Raw genomic sequence first — 17,906 nt, forward strand, 5'->3', positions numbered from 1 at the left:
GGCGCATTCGGGCCCTTCGGGGTGCGGATGCGCCTCATGCGCTTTCCGCTACTGCCTGAGCTGCAGTTCATGACTCGCGGATGATCGCCGACCGTCGGCCGACGGCTGCTTCCCCGTAGCCCTCGGCGTGCTCCCAGCCTCGTACGGCAGGATGTGCGGCATGCCCAGTGCTGAATCGACGCCAGCGAGCGTGCACGAGTCGGATCCAGTGCGTCCGACCAAGGACGACGAGATCTCCAGGAACGGCAGCGAGTTCATCGGTGGCCCTCTCGGGCGGCGCGCCCTGCTGGGGACGTCCTGGTGGACCCCCGTCCGGGTCATCGCACTCGTGGCCATCGGCGTGTTCGCGCTCGGCCTGGTCCAGAAGGCGCCCTGCTACAACGGCGCCTGGTTCTTCGGAGCCAGCTCCCAGTACACCCACGCGTGCTACTCGGACATCCCCCACCTCTACCAGGGACGCGGCTTCGCCGACGGGCTCGTCCCATACTTCGACAAGCTCCCCGGTGACATGCAGTACCTCGAATACCCGGTGCTGACCGGTGTGTTCATGGAGGTCGCCGCCTGGCTCACGCCCGGCAGCGGCAGCATCCAGGACCAGGAACAGTGGTACTGGATGGTCAACGCCGGGATGCTGATGGTGTGCGCGGCCATCATCGTCGTCTGCGTGAGCCGTACGCACGCCCGGCGTCCCTGGGACGGCCTGCTGGTCGCACTGGCACCCGCCTTCGCGCTGACCGCCACCATCAACTGGGACCTGCTGGCGGTCGCTCTGACGGCCTCCGCGATGCTGATGTGGGCCCGGGGCCGCTCGCTCGCCTTCGGAGTCCTCCTGGGGCTCGCCACGGCCGCCAAGCTCTATCCCGTCTTCCTGCTCGGCGCGCTGTTCGTGCTGTGCTGGCGGGCGGGCAAGTGGCGCGACTTCGGCAAGGCCCTGGGCGGCACGGTCGTCTCATGGCTCGTGGTGAACCTGCCCGTGATGTTCTTCGCCTTCGACGGCTGGTCGAAGTTCTACACGTTCAGCCAGGAGCGGGGCGTGGACTTCGGCTCCTTCTGGCTGATCATGGCCCAGAACTCCAGCGACCCGTTGAGCACCGACACCGTCAACACGCTTGCCACCTCGCTGATGCTGCTGTGCTGCGCGGGCGTCGCGGCGCTGACCCTGACCGCTCCGCGCCGGCCGCGGTTCGCCCAGCTGGCGTTCCTGATCGTCGCCGCGTTCATCCTCACCAACAAGGTCTATTCGCCGCAGTACGTACTGTGGTTGGTGCCGCTCGCCGTGCTGGCCAGGCCGAAGTGGCGGGACTTCCTCATCTGGCAGGCGTGCGAGGTGGCGTACTTCCTGGGGATCTGGATGTACCTCGCGTACACGACCAGCGGCAACGCCCACAAGGGACTGCCGACCGACGGCTACCACTGGGCCATCGGACTGCACCTGCTGGGCACGGCCTACCTGTGCGCGATGGTCCTTCGCGACATCCTCATGCCGGAGCGGGACGTGGTGCGGCGGGCGGGTGACGACGACCCCTCGGGCGGAGTGCTCGACGGTGCGGAGGACGTCTTCGTGCTCGGTGCCGCCGCCCATCGGCCCCGGCATGCCGCTCACTTCGACGGACCGCAGGTCGAGTGGGGCAACGACCGGGAGGGCGCCGACGGTTCGCTCTGAGCGAACAGCGCCCTGCGGGGCGTACACCGGTTGAGGCATGTACGCGTAAGGCCGTACACGGGAGCTCCCGTGTACGGCCTCTTCGTCGTGTCTACTGCACCCGGTGCGCAGTCCGCATGCGGCTCAGCGGTCGACGATCCGGTCGAACTGCGTGGTGGTGTGCCGCAGATGGGCCACCAGTTCCTCGCCGACCTTCGGCTCCGGGGCGTCGGAAGGGACGAAGAGGATGGAGACCTGCATGTGCGGCGGCTCGGCGAACCAGCGCTGCTTGCCGCCCCAGACGAACGGAGAAAGGTTCCGGTTGACCGTGGCGAGGCCCGCGCGGGCAACGCCCTTGGCACGCGGCATGACGCCGTGCAGGGCCTTCGGGGCCTCCAGACCCACACCGTGCGACGTTCCGCCCGCCACGACGACCAGGAAGCCGTCGGAGGCCGTCTTCTGCTGCCGGTAGCCGAAGCGGTCGCCCTTGGAGACGCGGGTGACGTCCAGGACCGCGCCGCGGTACTCGGTGGCGTCATGGTCCCCGAGCCACAGCCGGGTCCCGATGCGGGCGCGGAAACGGGTCTGAGGGAACTGCTGCTGCAGCCGCGCGAGGTCCTCGGCCTTCAGGTGGCTGACGAACATGGTGTGCAGCGGCAGGCGGGCCGCGCGCAGCCGGTCCATCCAGCCGATGACCTCCTCGACGGCGTCCGAGCCGTCGGTGCGGTCCAGCGGCAGGTGGATCGCGAACCCTTCGAGGCGGACGTTCTCTATGGCGGAGTGCAACTGCGGCAGTTCCTGCTCGCTGATGCCGTGCCGCTTCATCGAGGACATCACCTCGATGACCACGCGGGCCCCCACCAGGCCGTAGACCCCGTCGATCGACGACACCGAACGGATGACCCGGTCGGGCAGCGGTACGGGTTCCTCGCCCCGCCGGTACGGCGTCAGCACCAGCAGGTCACCGCCGAACCAGTCCTTGATCCGCGCGGCCTCGTAGGTCGTACCGACGGCGAGGACGTCCGAGCCGAGCCGGGTCGCCTCCTCCGCCAGCCGCTCGTGCCCGAAGCCGTAGCCGTTGCCCTTGCAGACCGGGACGAGTCCCGGGAACTGCTCCTGCACGTGCTTGTGGTGCGCCCGCCAGCGCGCGGTGTCGACGTAGAGCGTGAGCGCCATGGCCGGACCCGGAACCTTTCTAGTGGCTGCGGTGTATCAGAGGTATGGGAACTGTTGAAGCGAAGTACGCGACGTCAGCGGCGCGACATGTAGATGTCGAGGGCCTTGTGCAGCAGCTTGTTGAGCGGGAAGTCCCACTCGCCGAGGTACTCGGCGGCCTGGCCGCCCGTGCCCACCTTGAACTGGATCAGGCCGAACAGGTGATCGGTCTCGTCCAGCGAGTCGGAGATGCCCCGCAGGTCGTAGACGGTGGCGCCGAGCGCGTAGGCGTCACGCAGCATCCGCCACTGCATCGCGTTCGAGGGCCGGACCTCGCGGCCGATGTTGTCGGAGGCGCCGTAGGAGTACCAGACGTGTCCGCCGACGATCAGCATCGTAGCCGCCGACAGGTTCACGCCCTCGTGACGGGCGAAGTACAGCCGCATCCGGTTGGGGTCCTCGGTGTTGAGGGCCGTCCACATGCGCTGGAAGTACGACAGCGGGCGGGGCCGGAAGTGGTCGCGCACCGCGGTGATCTCGTACAGCCGCTGCCATTCCTCGAGGTCCTGGTAACCACCCTGGACGACCTCGACGCCGGCCTTCTCGGCCTTCTTGATGTTGCGGCGCCACAGCTGGTTGAAGTTCTTGTGGACCTCTTCCAGGGAGCGGTTCGCGAGCGGCACCTGGTAGACGTAGCGCGGCTGTACGTCGCCGAAGCCGGCTCCCCCGTCCTCGCCCTGCTGCCAGCCCATGCGGCGCAGTTTGTCGGCCACCTCGAAGGCGCGCGGCTCGATGAAGTCGGCCTCGATGTCACGCAGGCGCTTCACGTCCGGGTTCTGGATGCCCGCCTTGATGGAGGTGGCCTCCCAGCGCCGGATGATCACCGGCGGGCCCATCTTCACGGAGAAGGCGCCCTGATGCTTGAGGTGCGCCAGCATCGGTTCCAGCCAGTCCGTCAGATTCGGCGCGAACCAGTTGATGACCGGGCCCTCGGGCAGATAGGCGAGGTAGCGCTTGATCTTGGGCAGCTGACGGTAGAGGACGAGTCCCGCGCCGACCAGCTCGCCGGTCCTCTCGTCGAACCAGCCGAGGCTCTCGGAGCGCCACTCCGCCTTGACGTCTGCCCAGGCCGGAACCTGCATGTGGCTCGCCGAGGGCAGGCTCTGGATGTACGCCAGATGCTGCTCGCGGCTGATCGTCCTCAGGGTCAGGCTCATTCGGGGCGCTCCTCGGGCTGGTGTGTCCCCATGGGTACAGGGGCTCCGGCTCTCGCGCCGAAGCCTACTGCGCCTTACGAGCGCCCCGACTGGGCGTACGGCACCTGCGCCCCGGCTCGTGGCCCGCCGAGGCGTTCCGTGGTGCTTTGGGTGTTGTCAGGGGGACGGTGCCCGTGGCGTCAGTTGATGACCCCGCCGAAGAGGCCGCCGTGCGCCATGCCGAGGAAGAAGCCGACCGAGGCCGCGCCGAGACCGAGGATCAGTCCGAAGCGCTCACGGGTCGTCTCCGAGACCCACTGGCCGTAGGCGCCGGTGAGGATGCCCACCAGGCCGGTCCAGGAGCTGAGCAGGTGCAGGTTGTGGAACATCGCCGTGACGAAAGCCGTGACGCCCAGCACCAGGGTCACCGCGAGCAGCGTGTCCTGGAGAGGGTGGGGTTTCCCGTCCGTGGCAAAAAGGCCTCCGACGGTGTTGGGTCGCATTGCCTGTGCCATAGGGCACCTCCTGCGGAAGGCGGCGCACGGTAGCGCCGTACACACCCGATGTGTACAGAGTGACGGTCTCCGAGGCCGGATTACAACCCGAAGCCGGTGTGCGGGTAGTCTGTACCGTCTGCAAGGTGTCTGCCCATGTCACGACCGGGACTACCGCGAGGAAGCCCCGATTGTCAGTGGCGGCCGATACCGTTGCGAACGCATCACAACCCTCCTGCCACGGAACGACCGTGGCCGCTGAGTCCAAAGGAGGTGGGTTCCACATGCGTCACTACGAGGTGATGGTCATCCTCGACCCCGATCTGGAGGAGCGCGCTGTCTCCCCCCTGATCGAGAACTTCCTCTCCGTCGTCCGTGAGGGCAACGGAAAGGTCGAGAAGGTCGACACCTGGGGCCGTCGTCGTCTCTCGTACGAGATCAAGAAGAAGCCCGAGGGCATCTACTCGGTCATCGACCTGCAGGCCGAGCCTGCGGTCGTCAAGGAGCTCGACCGACAGCTGAACCTGAACGAGTCGGTCCTCCGGACCAAGGTCCTCCGCCCCGAGACCCACTGAGCTTCCGCTCAGCTGATCTCGGGATCCGAGTAGCAGCAACCAAGCAGCCAGAGCAGCAAACCCGCCGAGAGGTTCCCCATGGCAGGCGAGACCGTCATCACGGTCGTCGGCAATCTTGTCGATGACCCCGAGCTGCGCTTCACCCCTTCCGGTGCGGCGGTCGCGAAGTTCCGTGTCGCGTCCACCCCGCGCACCTTCGATCGTCAGACGAACGAGTGGAAGGACGGCGAGAGCCTGTTCCTGACCTGCTCGGTCTGGCGTCAGGCAGCGGAGAACGTCGCCGAGTCGCTCCAGCGGGGCATGCGCGTCATCGTGCAGGGCCGGCTGAAGCAGCGGTCCTACGAGGACCGTGAAGGTGTCAAGCGCACGGTCTACGAGCTGGACGTCGAGGAAGTCGGCGCCAGTCTGCGCAGTGCCACGGCCAAGGTCACCAAGACCGCCGGCGGTGCCGGCCGAGGTGGCCAGGGTGGTTACGGCGGCGGCAGCGGTGGCGGCCAGGGTGGCGGCAGCTGGGGTGGAAACTCCGGCGGCGGTCAGCAGGGCGGCGGCGCTCCTGCCGACGACCCTTGGGCCACCAGCGCTCCTGCCGGTGGCAACCAGGGCGGCGGCGGTGGCGGCGGCTGGGGTGGAAACTCCGGCGGTACCAGCGGCGGTGGCGGTGGCGGCGGCTACTCGGACGAACCCCCCTTCTAGGCCTTCGGCCAGAGGGTGGGTCGTACCCACACTTCTTGATCACACAGGAGATACACATGGCGAAGCCGCCTGTGCGCAAGCCGAAGAAGAAGGTCTGCGCATTCTGCAAGGACAAGGTCACGTACGTGGACTACAAGGACACGAACATGCTGCGGAAGTTCATTTCCGACCGCGGCAAGATCCGTGCCCGCCGCGTGACCGGCAACTGCACGCAGCACCAGCGTGACGTCGCCACGGCCGTCAAGAACAGCCGTGAGATGGCGCTGCTGCCCTACACGTCCACCGCGCGATAAGGGAAGGGTGACCGAAACATGAAGATCATCCTCACCCACGAGGTCTCCGGCCTCGGCGCTGCGGGCGACGTCGTCGACGTCAAGGACGGTTACGCTCGCAACTACCTGATCCCGCGGAATTTCGCTATCCGCTGGACCAAGGGTGGCGAGAAGGACGTCGAGCAGATCCGTCGTGCTCGCAAGATCCACGAGATCCAGACCATCGAGCAGGCCAACCAGGTCAAGGGTCAGCTGGAGGCCGTCAAGGTCCGTCTGGCTGTCCGCTCCGGCGACGCCGGTCGTCTCTTCGGTTCCGTCACCCCGGCCGACATCGCTTCGGCGATCAAGGCTTCCGGTGGCCCCGAGGTCGACAAGCGCCGCATTGAGCTCGGTTCGCCGATCAAGACCCTGGGCGCTCACGAGACGTCCGTGCGTCTGCACCCCGAGGTTGCCGCCAAGGTCAGCATCGAGGTTGTCGCGGCCTGATCGCCGCGCGCATCTTGAGCAGTTGTGAGAGGGGCCGTACCCGTGGGGTACGGCCCCTCTTGCGCGCCTGGCGCAGAGCGGTGGTGTTTCGTGTTTCACGTGAAACGTGACGGCCTGCGATGTTTCACGTGAAACGGTCAGCGGGTCGCGCCGGTGACGATCCAGTTGCCGGACCGGGTCCGTAGCCAGAGCGTCAGCATGCGGACAGTCATCATCAATGTCATAGCTGCCCACAGTGTGCTGAGTCCGCCGCCCAGCGCCGGCACGAGAAGGGCCACCGGGGCGAAGGCAGCCAGGGTGATCACCATGGCCCAGGCAAGGTATGGCCCATCCCCTGCGCCCATCAGTACGCCGTCCAGGACGAAGACGACACCGCAGATCGGCTGGGAGAGAGCCACGATCACCAGAGCGGGCAGGGCGGCGTCCTTGACTGTGGTGTCGCTGGTGAACAGGGGCAGGAGCAGTGGGCGGGACAGCACGACCAGCACGCCGAGAGCGACCCCGACCGCGATGCCCCACTCCACCATCCGACGGCATGCCTGGCGGGCACCGTCGGTGTCGTCGGCACCCAGATAACGACCGATGATGGCTTGCCCGGCGATGGCAATGGCGTCGAGGGCAAAGGCGAGCAAGCTCCACAGGGACAGGACGATCTGGTGGGCAGCGATGTCGGCATCACCCAGACGGGCCGCGACTGCCGTGGCAATCATCAGGATCGCCCTCAGGGAAAGCGTGCGGACCAGCAGAGGGACGCCGGCTCGTGCGGAGGCCCTGATCCCCGCTCTGTCGGGACGCAGAGAGGCGCCGTGTCTGCGGGCTCCGCGGACGACGACCACGAGGTAGGCGGCCGCTATACCGCACTGAGCGATGACCGTGCCCCAGGCGGATCCCGCGATACCGAGGTCGGCGCCGTAGACGAGGCCAACGTTGAGGACGGCGTTGGCGATGAAACCGGAGACGGCCACATAGAGCGGGGTCCTGGTGTCCTGCAGGCCGCGGAGCACGCCGGTGGAGGCGAGTACCACCAGCATGGCGGGTATGCCGAGGGCTGAGATCCGCAGGTAGGTGGTGGCGTAGGGAGCTGCCGTGTCGGAGGCTCCGAAGAGCTCCACGATCGCCGGTGCGGTGGGCAGGACCACGGCAACTACTGCGGCGCCGAGCAGCAGTGCCAGCCAGATGCCGTCCATACCCTGGCGGATGGCGGTCTGAAGATCGCCGGCTCCTACACGTCGGGCGACGGCGGCCGTGGTGGCGTAGGCGAGGAAGACGAAGACGCTGACAGCCGTAGTGAGCAGGGCCGAGGCGATGCCGAGACCGGCGAGTTGTGCGGTCCCCAAATGGCCGACGATCGCGCTGTCTGCCATGACGAAGAGGGGTTCGGCGACGAGCGCGCCGAAGGCGGGAACGGCGAGTGCCACGATCTCGCGGTCGTGCTGTCGCCGGAGGGCCTTGGGGGTCGCGGGCGCCTGTGTCATGTGCACCAATCTAATCGTCCACAGGTAAGAGATGCAATGTTAGTTAGACCCTTACTAGTGCTCAGGCGGGGCGTCTCACTGTGTGCAGCTCCAACTGATCTTGAGCCAGCTGAGAAAGTTTTTCTTCTGCACAGCCGGTGGATGGCGAAGCTGCAGGTCAGGGTGGTGTTGTGAGGAGTGGACAGAGCTTGTTCACAGGCCTGTCCACCGGGTCGTGCACAGGTTTTGCGGAGTTCTCCACAGCATCCGGGCCGTCGTCCACATGGCCTGTGGATAACCAGATTGGCTGAAGGTGCCCGCGGGCCTACGGTGGTCCGGCGCCCGCTACATCCGTCGGCCTGAAAACCAACGCAAAACCGACCCGCCAGAACCGGAGTTGGGCGTCTCATTTGTCAGTGCCGTGCCGTAGAAATAAGAAGCACGGCGAGGTCCGCTCGGCGGACGGGAGGAGGTGGCTCGGTGAGTATTTCCGAGCCCTTGGACGACCCGTGGGCCGACAGCGGTCCCAGTGATCGTCTGCCCTCCTCACGCCGCCGCGGCGACGGGGGCCGGGGCCGAGACGAGCAGCACGACCGCGGCAGGGACAGCAGCGAGTGGGACGGCGGAGGCACGGCCTTCGAGCGGGTGCCGCCCCAGGATCTGGATGCCGAGCAGTCCGTCCTCGGCGGCATGCTCCTGTCCAAGGACGCCATCGCCGACGTGGTCGAGGTCATCAAGGGCCACGACTTCTACAAGCCCGCCCACGAGACGATCTTCCAGGCGATCCTGGACATCTACGCCAAGGGCGAGCCGGCGGACCCCATCACGATCGCTGCCGAGCTCACCAAGCGCGGCGAGATCAACAAGGTCGGCGGCGCATCGTATCTGCACACCCTCGTCCAGACCGTGCCGACGGCGGCGAACGCCGAGTACTACGCGGAGATCGTCCACGAGCGTGCGGTCCTGCGCCGCCTGGTCGAGGCCGGTACCCGCATCACCCAGATGGGATACGCGGCCGACGACGACGTCGACGAGATCGTCAACCGGGCCCAGGCCGAGATCTACGCGGTCACCGAGCAGCGCACCAGCGAGGACTATCTGCCGCTCGGCGACATCATGGAGGGCGCCCTCGACGAGATCGAGGCGATCGGCTCGCGCAGCGGCGAGATGACCGGTGTGCCCACTGGTTTCACGGACCTCGACTCGCTCACCAACGGTCTGCACCCGGGCCAGATGATCGTCATCGCAGCCCGTCCCGCCATGGGAAAGTCCACCCTCGCACTGGACTTCGCCCGCGCTGCCTCTATCAAGAACAACCTGGCCAGCGTCATCTTCTCCCTCGAGATGGGGCGCAACGAGATCGCGATGCGTCTCCTGTCGGCCGAAGCGCGGGTGGCCCTGCACCACATGCGTTCGGGCACCATGACGGACGAGGACTGGACCCGGCTGGCGCGTCGGATGCCCGAAGTGTCCTCCGCTCCGCTGTACATCGACGACTCCCCGAACCTGTCGATGATGGAGATCCGCGCCAAGTGCCGTCGGCTGAAGCAGCGCAATGACATCAAACTCGTGATCATCGACTATCTCCAGCTGATGCAGGCCGGTGGCTCCAAGCGCCAGGAGAGCCGTCAGCAGGAGGTCTCGGACATGTCCCGTAACCTCAAGCTCCTCGCCAAGGAGCTTGAGGTCCCCGTGATCGCTCTCTCGCAGCTCAACCGTGGTCCCGAGCAGCGTACGGACAAGAAGCCGATGGTGTCCGACCTGCGTGAGTCCGGTTCCATCGAGCAGGACGCCGACATGGTGATCCTGCTGCACCGCGAGGACGCCTACGAGAAGGAGTCACCGCGCGCGGGCGAGGCGGACATCATCGTGGGCAAGCACCGTAACGGCCCCACAGCGACGATCACCGTCGCCTTCCAGGGCCACTACTCGCGTTTCGTGGACATGGCGCAGACCTGATATCTGTGGCCCGTCGTACTGAGCGCGAGCTCCGCTTCCCCCCTGCTGTCCTGGACCCCATCAAGCCTCTCGGCTCCGGGCCTAAAGAAGTCGACGTCCGTGTCCCTCACGGGATGGACTGTGGGCATGACGACATCTCAGGAAGAGCTGCTTCCCGGCACACGGCGGGCGCTGTTGCACCGGATTGCCGTGGCACAGGCCGAAGGACGGGCGCCGTCGCTGGTCGCGGCGGTTGTGAGGGGCGGACGGACCGTGTGGGAGGGGGCGCGTACCTCGGTGGACGGGCACGGCCCGGACGGGAACGTGCAGTACCGCATCGGATCGATCACCAAGACCTTCACCGCCGTTCTCGTCATGCGACTGCGTGACGAAGGGCTGCTCGATCTCCGTGATCCGTTGGAGAAGCACGTGGCCGGCACCGGGGCGGGGGAGGCCACCGTCGCCGAACTGCTCGCCCACACAAGTGGATTGGCGGCCGAGTCTCCCGGACTCTGGTGGGAGCGTACGCCCGGGGCTCTGCGGCCCGAACTCGCCGACGTGCTGGGCGGCCAACCCTTCCTGCACCCCGTCGGCCGCCGCTTCCACTACTCGAATCCCGGCTACACCATGCTGGGGGCTCTCGTCGAGAAGCTGCGGGGGGCTCCGTGGGAGGAAGTGCTCCGACGGGAAGTGCTCGCACCCCTGGGGCTCGACCGCACGAGCACCCACCCCCAAGCGCCGCATGCGGGCGGCTGGGCAGTACATCCATGGGCCGACGTGATGCTGCCCGAACCTTCCGAGGACCTCGGGCGGATGGCCGCCGCCGGTCAACTCTGGTCCACCACTGCGGACTTGGCCCGCTTCGCGGTATTCCTGATGAACGGCGACGACCGGGTCCTGAGCGCGGAGACCGTGAGGGAGATGCACACGCCCGCGGCGCCGCCCGGGATCGAGGATCTCGCCGACGGTGCTTCATACGGGCTCGGGATGCAGATCCAGTTCCGCGACGGCCGGCTGCTCGTGGGCCATTCGGGCTCGTTGCCGGGCTTCCTCGCCAACCTAACGATCAGTGTCGCGGATGACATCGCGGCGGTAGTGCTGGCCAACTGCACCTCCGGCCCGATGCTGTCCGTCGTCGGTGCGGATCTCGTACGGATCGTCGCCGAGGCCGAGCCCACGGTTCCGGAGCCTTGGCGCCCGATGAGCGAAGCCGACTCGCCCGCACTGGAGTTGGCGGGCCAGTGGTACTGGGGGACCCACGGATTCGCCCTACGGCTGACGGCGGACGGGCTCGCCTCGCTGGAGCCGCTGTCGGGTGCAGGTCGCCGCTCACGGTTCCGGTTCAACGGTGACGGTACCTGGACCGGCCTGGAGGGCTATTTTCAGGGAGAGCTCTTGAGAGCCGTACTACGTCCCGACGGGTCCGTTGACCACCTCGACCTCGGCTCTTTCGTGTTCACACGGCAGCCGTACGACGAGGGGTCTGCCGTGCCGGGTGGTGTGGATCCGCAGGGGTGGCGGGGCATCGGCTAGGTGTCCTTGCCCGGCCGGTTGATCAGCGTCCTGTTTCACGTGAAACAGGACGCCTCGCCGTACCGGTGAGCGCTAGCGCCACGGGGGAGGGTCACAGAGGCAGTTTGAAGCCCACGTGTGAGGCGGTGAAACCGAGCCGCTCATAGAAGCGGTGGGCGTCGGTGCGCGTGTTGTCGGAGGTCAGTTGCACCAACTGGCAGTTCTGACGCCGGGATTCCTCGATCGCCCACTCGATGAGGAGCGTCCCGAGCCCGGTGCCGCGCTCATCGGCGTGGATCCGCACCCCTTCGACGATCGACCTCGTGGCGCCGCGTCGCGACAGGCCTGGAATGACCGTGAGCTGAAGCGTGCCGACCACGCGGTCCTTCCGCGTGGCGACGACCAGATGCTGGTTCGGGTCGGCGGAGAGACGTTCCAGCGCGGTCCGGTAGGGAGCCAGGTCGTCCGGTGACTCACGCTGGGCGCCCAGGGGGTCGTCGGCCAGCATGGCGACGATCTCGGATACGTCGTCCGTCGTGGCGGGCCGAATTTCGAGATCTTCCATGACCGCACCTTATGCGGAGTTCTCCTGCAGGGGCGCTGTGAGTGCGTGCAGGGCTTGCAAGGTGCTTACGAGGGACGCGAGTTCGGGGTTGAGGGCGGCTTGGTCGAGGGCTTCGCGCCGTGCCTTCTCGTGGGTGAGCCGGGCTTGTTCGAGGGGGTGCGGCCGGTGTCGGTGACGTCGGTACAGATGGCGTGGCGGTCTGTGGGGTGCAGGTAGCGGGAGAGCAAGCCGCGGTCCTCCACGCGCGTGATCAGGCGGGTGGTGGCGCTCTCTCTCTGGCTGCACATGCCCGCCTTCCCTGTCGTGTCGGCGGCCCAGCCAGGACGTCGAGCAGGGAGTACTCCCGCACGCTGAGGCCTTGCCCGGTCTGGAGGGCCTTGTCGATGTGTGCCTGGATCCGTCCGTGTCCTTGCTGTACATCTCCCTGGGTTTCACTGCCGTACCGCCGCGAGCCCTCGGCGCTTTCGACCTGGGCAACGCCCTCTCCGCCTGGCTGCGTACGGCGCCTGCCGCACAGCGGGCTGCAGTGCGCCATGGCGCCGGCTCCGTACCGGCGTGTCTCAGACCGCCGCCACCGTCAGCGGAGCGAAGCGCCGACTCCAGTCACCCGGAAGCTCCGCGATCCCGTACGTCATGACCGAGTTGAAGGCGACCGACGCCAGACCGCGTTCCCTGGCCCACGCCAGCAGCTCTTCGTGCCGTACGTCGATGTCGGTGCGCAGGGGGCGGTCGGTGGCGGCGGCGAGGGACGTCAGGAGGGCCTGTGCTGTCTCGGTGTCATGGGCGATCAGCGGGCCCACGACATGTGTGTCCATGTTGGGCCAGGCAGCCGCGTATCCGAGGATGCGGCCGTTCTCTTCGGCGACGCGCAACTGGTCGGCGAAGGCGGGCAGCCGAGTGATGAGATGCGTGCGATCGGTGCCGAGCACCTCCTCGTCGAGCCGGAGGATCGCGGCGAGGTCCTCGGCGGTGGCCGCACGTGTGGCCACCCTGGGTGCCGGGCCGCCCGGCGTGAAGCGCCCGCGCAGCATCTCCGCCCGGCCGGTGATCTTGAAGCCCAGTTCCTCGTAGAGCGGGCGGCCATAGGGCGTCGCGTGCAGAGTCAGCGGGGTGGTGTCCATAAGGGAAAGGACGTGGCGCATGAGGCGACGTCCGATGCCCTGTCGGGCGTGCCGTTGGGCGACCAGCACCATCCCGATCGCTCCCAGATCGGGTTGGCTGTACGGGCCGTATTCCGTGATCACGCAGGCGGTGACGAGACCTCCATCAGGGTCGTCGATGCCGTATCCCTTTCCGGCCGCGAGGAGGAAGCCCCACTTGTGCTCCTCGCGCGGCCACCCCCGGTCCTCGGACAAGTCGGCGCAGGCGATGAGATCGCGAAGCGTCAGACGACGGATGGGGAGAGCGGAGAGAGAAGGAATCGGCACGCAGGTCAGGCTGTCCGACAGGCGCCCTCGGCGTCCACCTGTTTCCGGGGGCGCGTACGAGCTTTTGGCCATGTCGTAGCCAAGCGCACAGCACACGAGCAGATGCCGGGTGTTTCACGTGAAACATCGGAGAACGGTGACTATCCGGCGATCAACAGTGTGCAACCCCCAGGTTCCACCGCCACCGTGGATCAGTAGCCTCAGGGACATGGCGCGACTTCATCTGTTCGACCTCGACGGCACTCTGCTGCACGGGACCAGCGCACCCGTGGAGATCTCCCGCCAACTCGGGCTCGAAGCCGAGACGGCGGCGCTCGACCAGGCGATCGGAGCCGGCCTGATAGGCCCGCCCGATTACGCGCTGCAGGTGTATGCGCTGTGGGCGGCTCTGACCGAGGCGCATGTCATTGCGGCCTTCGACGGTGCTCCGTGGCTGGCCCGCATCCGTGACGTCTGGGCGGAGATCAGAGAGCAGGGCGACTACTGCGCGGTCGTCTCGCTCTCCCCGTCCTTCTTCGTGGAGCGGCTCACCGGCTGGGGAGCTCATGCCGCATACGGGTCCCGTTTTCCGGCCGTTCCCTTCACCGAACCTGTGGACCCGGCCGGAGCGCTCAGCGCCGCCGCCAAAGTCCTGATCGCCGACCGGCTGTGTGAGCAGTTCGGCGTGACACGAGCAGACTGTGTTGCCTATGGCGACTCGGCTTCTGACCGGGATCTCTTCCGTGCGGTGCCGCTCTCCGTGGCGGTTAATGCGGACCGTCATCTGTCCGGTATCTCGACCCACTCGTACACGGGCTTGGATCTGTGGGAAGCCTATGAATTGGTACGCCACGCCCGCTAATTGGACTACTCACGGTTCGCCCCGCGAGCACTCCGCGATCAATTCGTGAAGGAGGCAGGGGGACTTGTGTGCGGAGCGGTGGCCGGTAGGGTCGACTCCGGTTCTTGTCCGTATGGGAGGGGCCACCCGTGTGCGGCCGAGAGCGGGGCAATGCAGCCTAACGGGATGGATAGATCGAAGACCCGCATTTATGGTTATGCGGTCGATGCAACCACACGTAGTGGGACGCTCCAGTAAGGGTGCCGGGTCGATGTCACGCGCTCGCCCCTTGTCAGCAGAGACTGCGAATACGAGTTGAATGCGGACACGTTGGCCGTGGTGCCTGGCATGGAGAGCAAGCCGTCTGCGGGGGAAAGCAGGCACCTTCCGACCGAAGAAGTGCGCAGACAGACCGAAAGATGTCCGAGGCGAGGCACACCATGGACGCTCCGACCACGAGGTCGGCCGACAACGGTAATTCCGGGGGCGGGAGCGGCTGGTTCGGTCCGCACACGCAACCGCCGACGGAGGCCGGCACCGAACAGGGAACGGCAGAGAGAAGTACTTCGCCGGGCACCGTGACGAGTGCCGAGCCCGGCCTGTTGGCCCAGGGCACAGAGTCGTCCGAGGCCGACCCCGGACTGGACCCAGATCCACCCGGCGAGCGGATACCGGGGCCGGCCGACGAGACACAGGGCGCGAAGCGGACAGATGAGACACGGCTCCAGACGGGGACGCAGACGCCGGGCGCGGCCCCTGCTCAGCGTCCCGCCCCACTCCCGAGCACCGGCACGGCGATAGGCACCGCCTCACCGCGGTTCGCGTATCTGCCCCCGAGCGACCGGCCGCCCTCTCCGGACGCCGTCCTCATCCGCCGGACCATGGCCGAAGTCGCCCCCGTGGCCGACAAGGTCACGTCGTACTTCTATGCGCTGCTCTTCGTGCGCCATCCCCATCTGCGCCCGCTGTTCCCCGCCGCCATGGACGCCCAAAGGGACCGCCTGCTCAAAGCGTTACTGACCGCGGCCGAGCACATCGACAACGCGCCGGTCCTGGTCGACCACCTCCAGAACCTGGGCCGGGGGCACCGTAAGTACGGCACCCGCCCCGAGCACTACCCGGCGGTCGGCGAATGCCTCATCGGGGCTCTGAGCAAGTACGCCTCCGGGTCCTGGGGCGCGGAGACGGAAGCGGCCTGGGTCCGGACGTACACGAGGATCTCGCAGGTGATGATCGACGCGGCGGCCGCCGACGAACTGCGCGCCCCGCCCTGGTGGTACGCACAGGTCGTCTCGCACGAGCTGAGGACCTCTGACGTCGCCGTCGTCACCGTCAGGCCCGACCAGCCCTATCCCTTCCTCGCAGGCCAGTACACAAGCCTGGAGACGCCGTGGTGGCCGCGCGTATGGCGGCACTACTCCTTCGCCGCGGCACCCCGTTCCGACGGCCTGCTGTCATTCCATGTGAAGGCCGTCCCCGCGGGCTGGGTCTCAGGCGCCCTGGTGCACCGCGCCCGACCCGGCGACATCATCCGGCTCGGCCCGCCTACCGGGTCGATGACCGTGGACCACAGCACCGACAGCGGACTGCTGTGCGTGGGCGGAGGCACCGGCATCGCGCCGATCAAGGCGCTGATCGAAGACGTGGCCGAGTACGGTGAACGGCGGTCGGTCGAGGTGTTCTACGGAGCTCGCACCGACAACGACCTGTACGACATCGACACGATGCTCAGGCTCCAGCAGTCCCATCCCTGGCTGTCGGTCCGCGCGATCATCGACCGGCAGTCCCGCCTCCAACTCCCGGACGCCGTCCGTGAGTACGGCCCCTGGCACGAGTACGACGCCTATCTGTCGGGCCCGCCCGGGATGATCCGCAGTGGCGTGGACACGCTCAGGTCCATCGGAATTCCGGCGGAACGCATCCGCCACGACTCCGTGGAGGAACTCGTCCTGGCCCAGTGACCTGGTGAGGGTCAGCCCAGGTCCGGCGCGTGCATGGCCCGTACGCCCTCGATGTTGCCGTCCAGATAGTGCCGCAGGGACAGCGGGACGAGGTGTACGGAGGCGATTCCGATGCGAGTGAACGGCACCCGCACGATCTCGTACTCCCCGACGGGCTCGTCCACTTCGGGACCGTGCCGCAGGGACGGGTCCATCGACTCCAGGTGGCAGACGAAGAAGTGCTGCACCTTCACTCCGGTCGTGGCGGCGTCCTTGCCGATGTGCTCGACGGTGTCCACGAAACAGGGCACCACATCGGTGACCTTGGCGCCGAGCTCTTCGTACACCTCGCGGTGCAGGGCGTCGACGACGGTTGTGTCAGTGGGCTCGACTCCGCCGCCGGGAGTCAGCCAGTAGGGATCCAGGCCAGGCTTGGTGCGCTTGATCAAGATCAGGTCGTCACCATCTAGCAGAACAGCACGTGCGGTGCGCTTGACCACGGGTCGGACGGTCATGGGTGGAATGTGGCCCGGATGGTTCCACGTGAAACATCGCATGGTGTCACCGCTCGGGCTCGCCGCGTGAACTCGTCGAAATCCCTGGTCAGCACCAGTCGGCAGCGGCACGCAACAGCCACTCGTGCGCCCGCGCGATATGCGGCATGGCCAGTGTCCCGGTGCGCACCACCAGGAAGTACGTCCGCAGCGGCGGCACGGTGGGCTCGTGCAGCGCGACGACGTCACCCCTCTCCAGGGCGACCGTGCACAGATAGCGCGGCAGCACCGCGAGCCCGGCGCCCGCGACCGTGCAGGCGAGCACTGCCCGCAGGTCCGGCACGATGACCGTACCTGGAGCGGCCGGATGGGAGTCGAAGACCGAGGCCCAGTAGCGCGAGGCGAAGGGCAGCGACTCGTGCACCTCGACCACGGGGATGTTCTCCAGTGCCGGCGCTCGCTTGACCGCGGGGACGGTCTCCGGCGTGCCGTCCGTCTCCCCGGAACCGATGTGCTCGGCCCAGCGCGGGGCGGCTACAAGGACGTGCTCCTCGTCGCAGAGAGTGCTGGCCGTGAGCAGCGCACCCCGAGGGCGGGCCGTACAGATGGCCAGATCATGATGCCCGGCGGCCAGCCCCTCCAGGGTTTCCTCGGCATTCCCGAAGGAGGCCCGCAGGGCGAAACCCTGGCCGTCCTCGCCGGTCAGCTCGGTGAGCGCGGGCAGCGCCCGTTCGGCGATGAACTCGGGGGGCCCGGCGAGATGCAGGGTCCGCAAGGAGGAGTCGTCCTCGAGACCGGTCTCGGTGATCTCCACCAGGGCGTCGAGATGAGGCGCGGCCTTGTGAGCCAGTTCGTCGCCGATGGAGGTCGGGGTCACGCCACGGGCCTGTCGCAGGAACAGGGGACGCCCCAACTGCCGTTCCAGCGTACGGATCTGCGAGGTGACGGCCGGCTGCGACAGTCCCAGGAGCGCGGCGGCGCGGGTGAAGGAACCGGCCCGGTGCACCGTCACAAAGGTGCGCAGCAGAGCCAGATCCATGGTGACGCCCTCCCCTCCCCTTCTCCCGGCCGTGAGGCAGGGCCCAACTATAAATATGTCGATAGGTCTCTGTCGCTACTGTGATTGGACACTGACACAGAGTCAACTAGCCTTGTTCGCGCGGTTCTTCGCGCGCAGAACCGGGACGGTCCGAGCCACGAGGGGGGAGGCTCGGACCGTCCGTCGTACGTAGCCGGACAGCTG

At 67.3% G+C, this 17,906-nt stretch carries 17 protein-coding genes and 1 pseudogene; 9 read left to right on the plus strand and 9 right to left on the minus strand.

The window, feature by feature from the left end:
• Positions 1–160: 160 nt before the first annotated feature.
• Positions 161–1,663, plus strand: a complete 1,503-nt coding sequence (locus ACFYRX_RS15215) for a glycosyltransferase family 87 protein (protein WP_389099627.1) — start codon at positions 161–163, stop codon at positions 1,661–1,663.
• Positions 1,664–1,786: 123 nt separating this feature from the next.
• Here ACFYRX_RS15215 and ACFYRX_RS15220 read toward each other — a convergent pair whose 3' ends face one another.
• From ACFYRX_RS15220 to ACFYRX_RS15230, 3 genes are all read right to left on the minus strand, one after another.
• A complete protein-coding gene (locus ACFYRX_RS15220; RefSeq protein WP_389099629.1) occupies positions 1,787–2,818 on the minus strand; it encodes an alanine racemase in 1,032 nt (343 codons plus the stop codon).
• 74 nt (positions 2,819–2,892) lie between these two features.
• A complete protein-coding gene (femX, locus tag ACFYRX_RS15225) occupies positions 2,893–4,014 on the minus strand; it encodes a peptidoglycan bridge formation glycyltransferase FemX (protein ID WP_311713550.1) in 1,122 nt (373 codons plus the stop codon).
• Between the two features lie 179 nt (positions 4,015–4,193).
• The gene (locus ACFYRX_RS15230; protein WP_389099631.1) at positions 4,194–4,508 is read right to left on the minus strand and encodes a hypothetical protein; all 315 of its coding nucleotides are present in this window, start codon (positions 4,506–4,508) and stop codon (positions 4,194–4,196) included.
• A gap of 263 nt (positions 4,509–4,771) precedes the next feature.
• On the opposite strand from ACFYRX_RS15230, the gene rpsF reads away from it, so the two are divergent.
• The 4 genes from rpsF to rplI all read left to right on the plus strand — a co-directional run bounded on the left by rpsF (position 4,772) and on the right by rplI (position 6,513).
• Positions 4,772–5,062: a 30S ribosomal protein S6 gene (gene rpsF, locus ACFYRX_RS15235; protein ID WP_030827724.1), complete on the plus strand. Its 291-nt coding sequence runs from the start codon at positions 4,772–4,774 to the stop codon at positions 5,060–5,062.
• 78 nt (positions 5,063–5,140) lie between these two features.
• Positions 5,141–5,755 (plus strand): single-stranded DNA-binding protein, encoded by a 615-nt coding sequence (locus ACFYRX_RS15240; RefSeq protein ID WP_389099634.1) that lies wholly within the window; start codon positions 5,141–5,143, stop codon positions 5,753–5,755.
• A gap of 56 nt (positions 5,756–5,811) precedes the next feature.
• Positions 5,812–6,048: a 30S ribosomal protein S18 gene (rpsR, locus tag ACFYRX_RS15245; protein WP_003949403.1), complete on the plus strand. Its 237-nt coding sequence runs from the start codon at positions 5,812–5,814 to the stop codon at positions 6,046–6,048.
• 18 nt (positions 6,049–6,066) lie between these two features.
• Positions 6,067–6,513 carry a 50S ribosomal protein L9 gene (rplI, locus tag ACFYRX_RS15250; protein WP_389099636.1) on the plus strand — a complete coding sequence of 149 codons (447 nt, stop codon included), beginning with the start codon at positions 6,067–6,069 and terminating at the stop codon, positions 6,511–6,513.
• A 137-nt stretch (positions 6,514–6,650) separates the two neighbouring features.
• On the opposite strand, the gene ACFYRX_RS15255 is transcribed toward rplI, so the two are convergent.
• Positions 6,651–7,988, minus strand: coding sequence for an MATE family efflux transporter (locus ACFYRX_RS15255; protein ID WP_389099638.1), 1,338 nt, complete (start codon positions 7,986–7,988; stop codon positions 6,651–6,653).
• A 459-nt stretch (positions 7,989–8,447) separates the two neighbouring features.
• Here ACFYRX_RS15255 and dnaB point away from each other — a divergent pair, with 459 nt between their 5' ends.
• Together dnaB and ACFYRX_RS15265 are read left to right on the plus strand one after the other, a co-directional pair.
• A complete protein-coding gene (gene dnaB / locus ACFYRX_RS15260; RefSeq protein WP_389099640.1) occupies positions 8,448–9,926 on the plus strand; it encodes a replicative DNA helicase in 1,479 nt (492 codons plus the stop codon).
• Positions 9,927–10,052: 126 nt separating this feature from the next.
• Entirely contained in the window at positions 10,053–11,438 is a 1,386-nt protein-coding gene (locus ACFYRX_RS15265) for a serine hydrolase domain-containing protein (protein WP_389099642.1), read from the plus strand.
• Positions 11,439–11,529: 91 nt separating this feature from the next.
• Here ACFYRX_RS15265 and ACFYRX_RS15270 read toward each other — a convergent pair whose 3' ends face one another.
• From ACFYRX_RS15270 to ACFYRX_RS15280, 3 genes and pseudogenes are all read right to left on the minus strand, one after another.
• Positions 11,530–11,982 carry a GNAT family N-acetyltransferase gene (locus ACFYRX_RS15270; protein WP_389099644.1) on the minus strand — a complete coding sequence of 151 codons (453 nt, stop codon included), beginning with the start codon at positions 11,980–11,982 and terminating at the stop codon, positions 11,530–11,532.
• A 9-nt stretch (positions 11,983–11,991) separates the two neighbouring features.
• A pseudogene (locus ACFYRX_RS15275) lies at positions 11,992–12,388 on the minus strand (MarR family transcriptional regulator); the annotation flags it as partial.
• A 154-nt stretch (positions 12,389–12,542) separates the two neighbouring features.
• Entirely contained in the window at positions 12,543–13,409 is an 867-nt protein-coding gene (locus ACFYRX_RS15280) for a GNAT family N-acetyltransferase (RefSeq protein ID WP_389099646.1), read from the minus strand.
• Between the two features lie 208 nt (positions 13,410–13,617).
• Between ACFYRX_RS15280 and ACFYRX_RS15285 the strand changes: the two genes are divergently transcribed.
• On the plus strand, positions 13,618–14,250 hold the full coding sequence (locus ACFYRX_RS15285) for an HAD family hydrolase (RefSeq protein ID WP_389099648.1): 633 nt from the start codon (positions 13,618–13,620) through the stop codon (positions 14,248–14,250).
• A 398-nt stretch (positions 14,251–14,648) separates the two neighbouring features.
• A complete protein-coding gene (locus ACFYRX_RS15290; RefSeq protein WP_389099649.1) occupies positions 14,649–16,190 on the plus strand; it encodes a globin domain-containing protein in 1,542 nt (513 codons plus the stop codon).
• An 11-nt stretch (positions 16,191–16,201) separates the two neighbouring features.
• On the opposite strand, the gene ACFYRX_RS15295 is transcribed toward ACFYRX_RS15290, so the two are convergent.
• Positions 16,202–16,684, minus strand: coding sequence for an NUDIX domain-containing protein (locus ACFYRX_RS15295; protein WP_389099651.1), 483 nt, complete (start codon positions 16,682–16,684; stop codon positions 16,202–16,204).
• An 88-nt stretch (positions 16,685–16,772) separates the two neighbouring features.
• Positions 16,773–17,702 (minus strand): LysR family transcriptional regulator, encoded by a 930-nt coding sequence (locus ACFYRX_RS15300; protein ID WP_389099653.1) that lies wholly within the window; start codon positions 17,700–17,702, stop codon positions 16,773–16,775.
• Between the last annotated feature and the right edge of the window lie 204 nt (positions 17,703–17,906).

Source organism: Streptomyces sp. NPDC005374 (assembly GCF_042872225.1).
GTDB lineage: Bacteria > Actinomycetota > Actinomycetes > Streptomycetales > Streptomycetaceae > Streptomyces.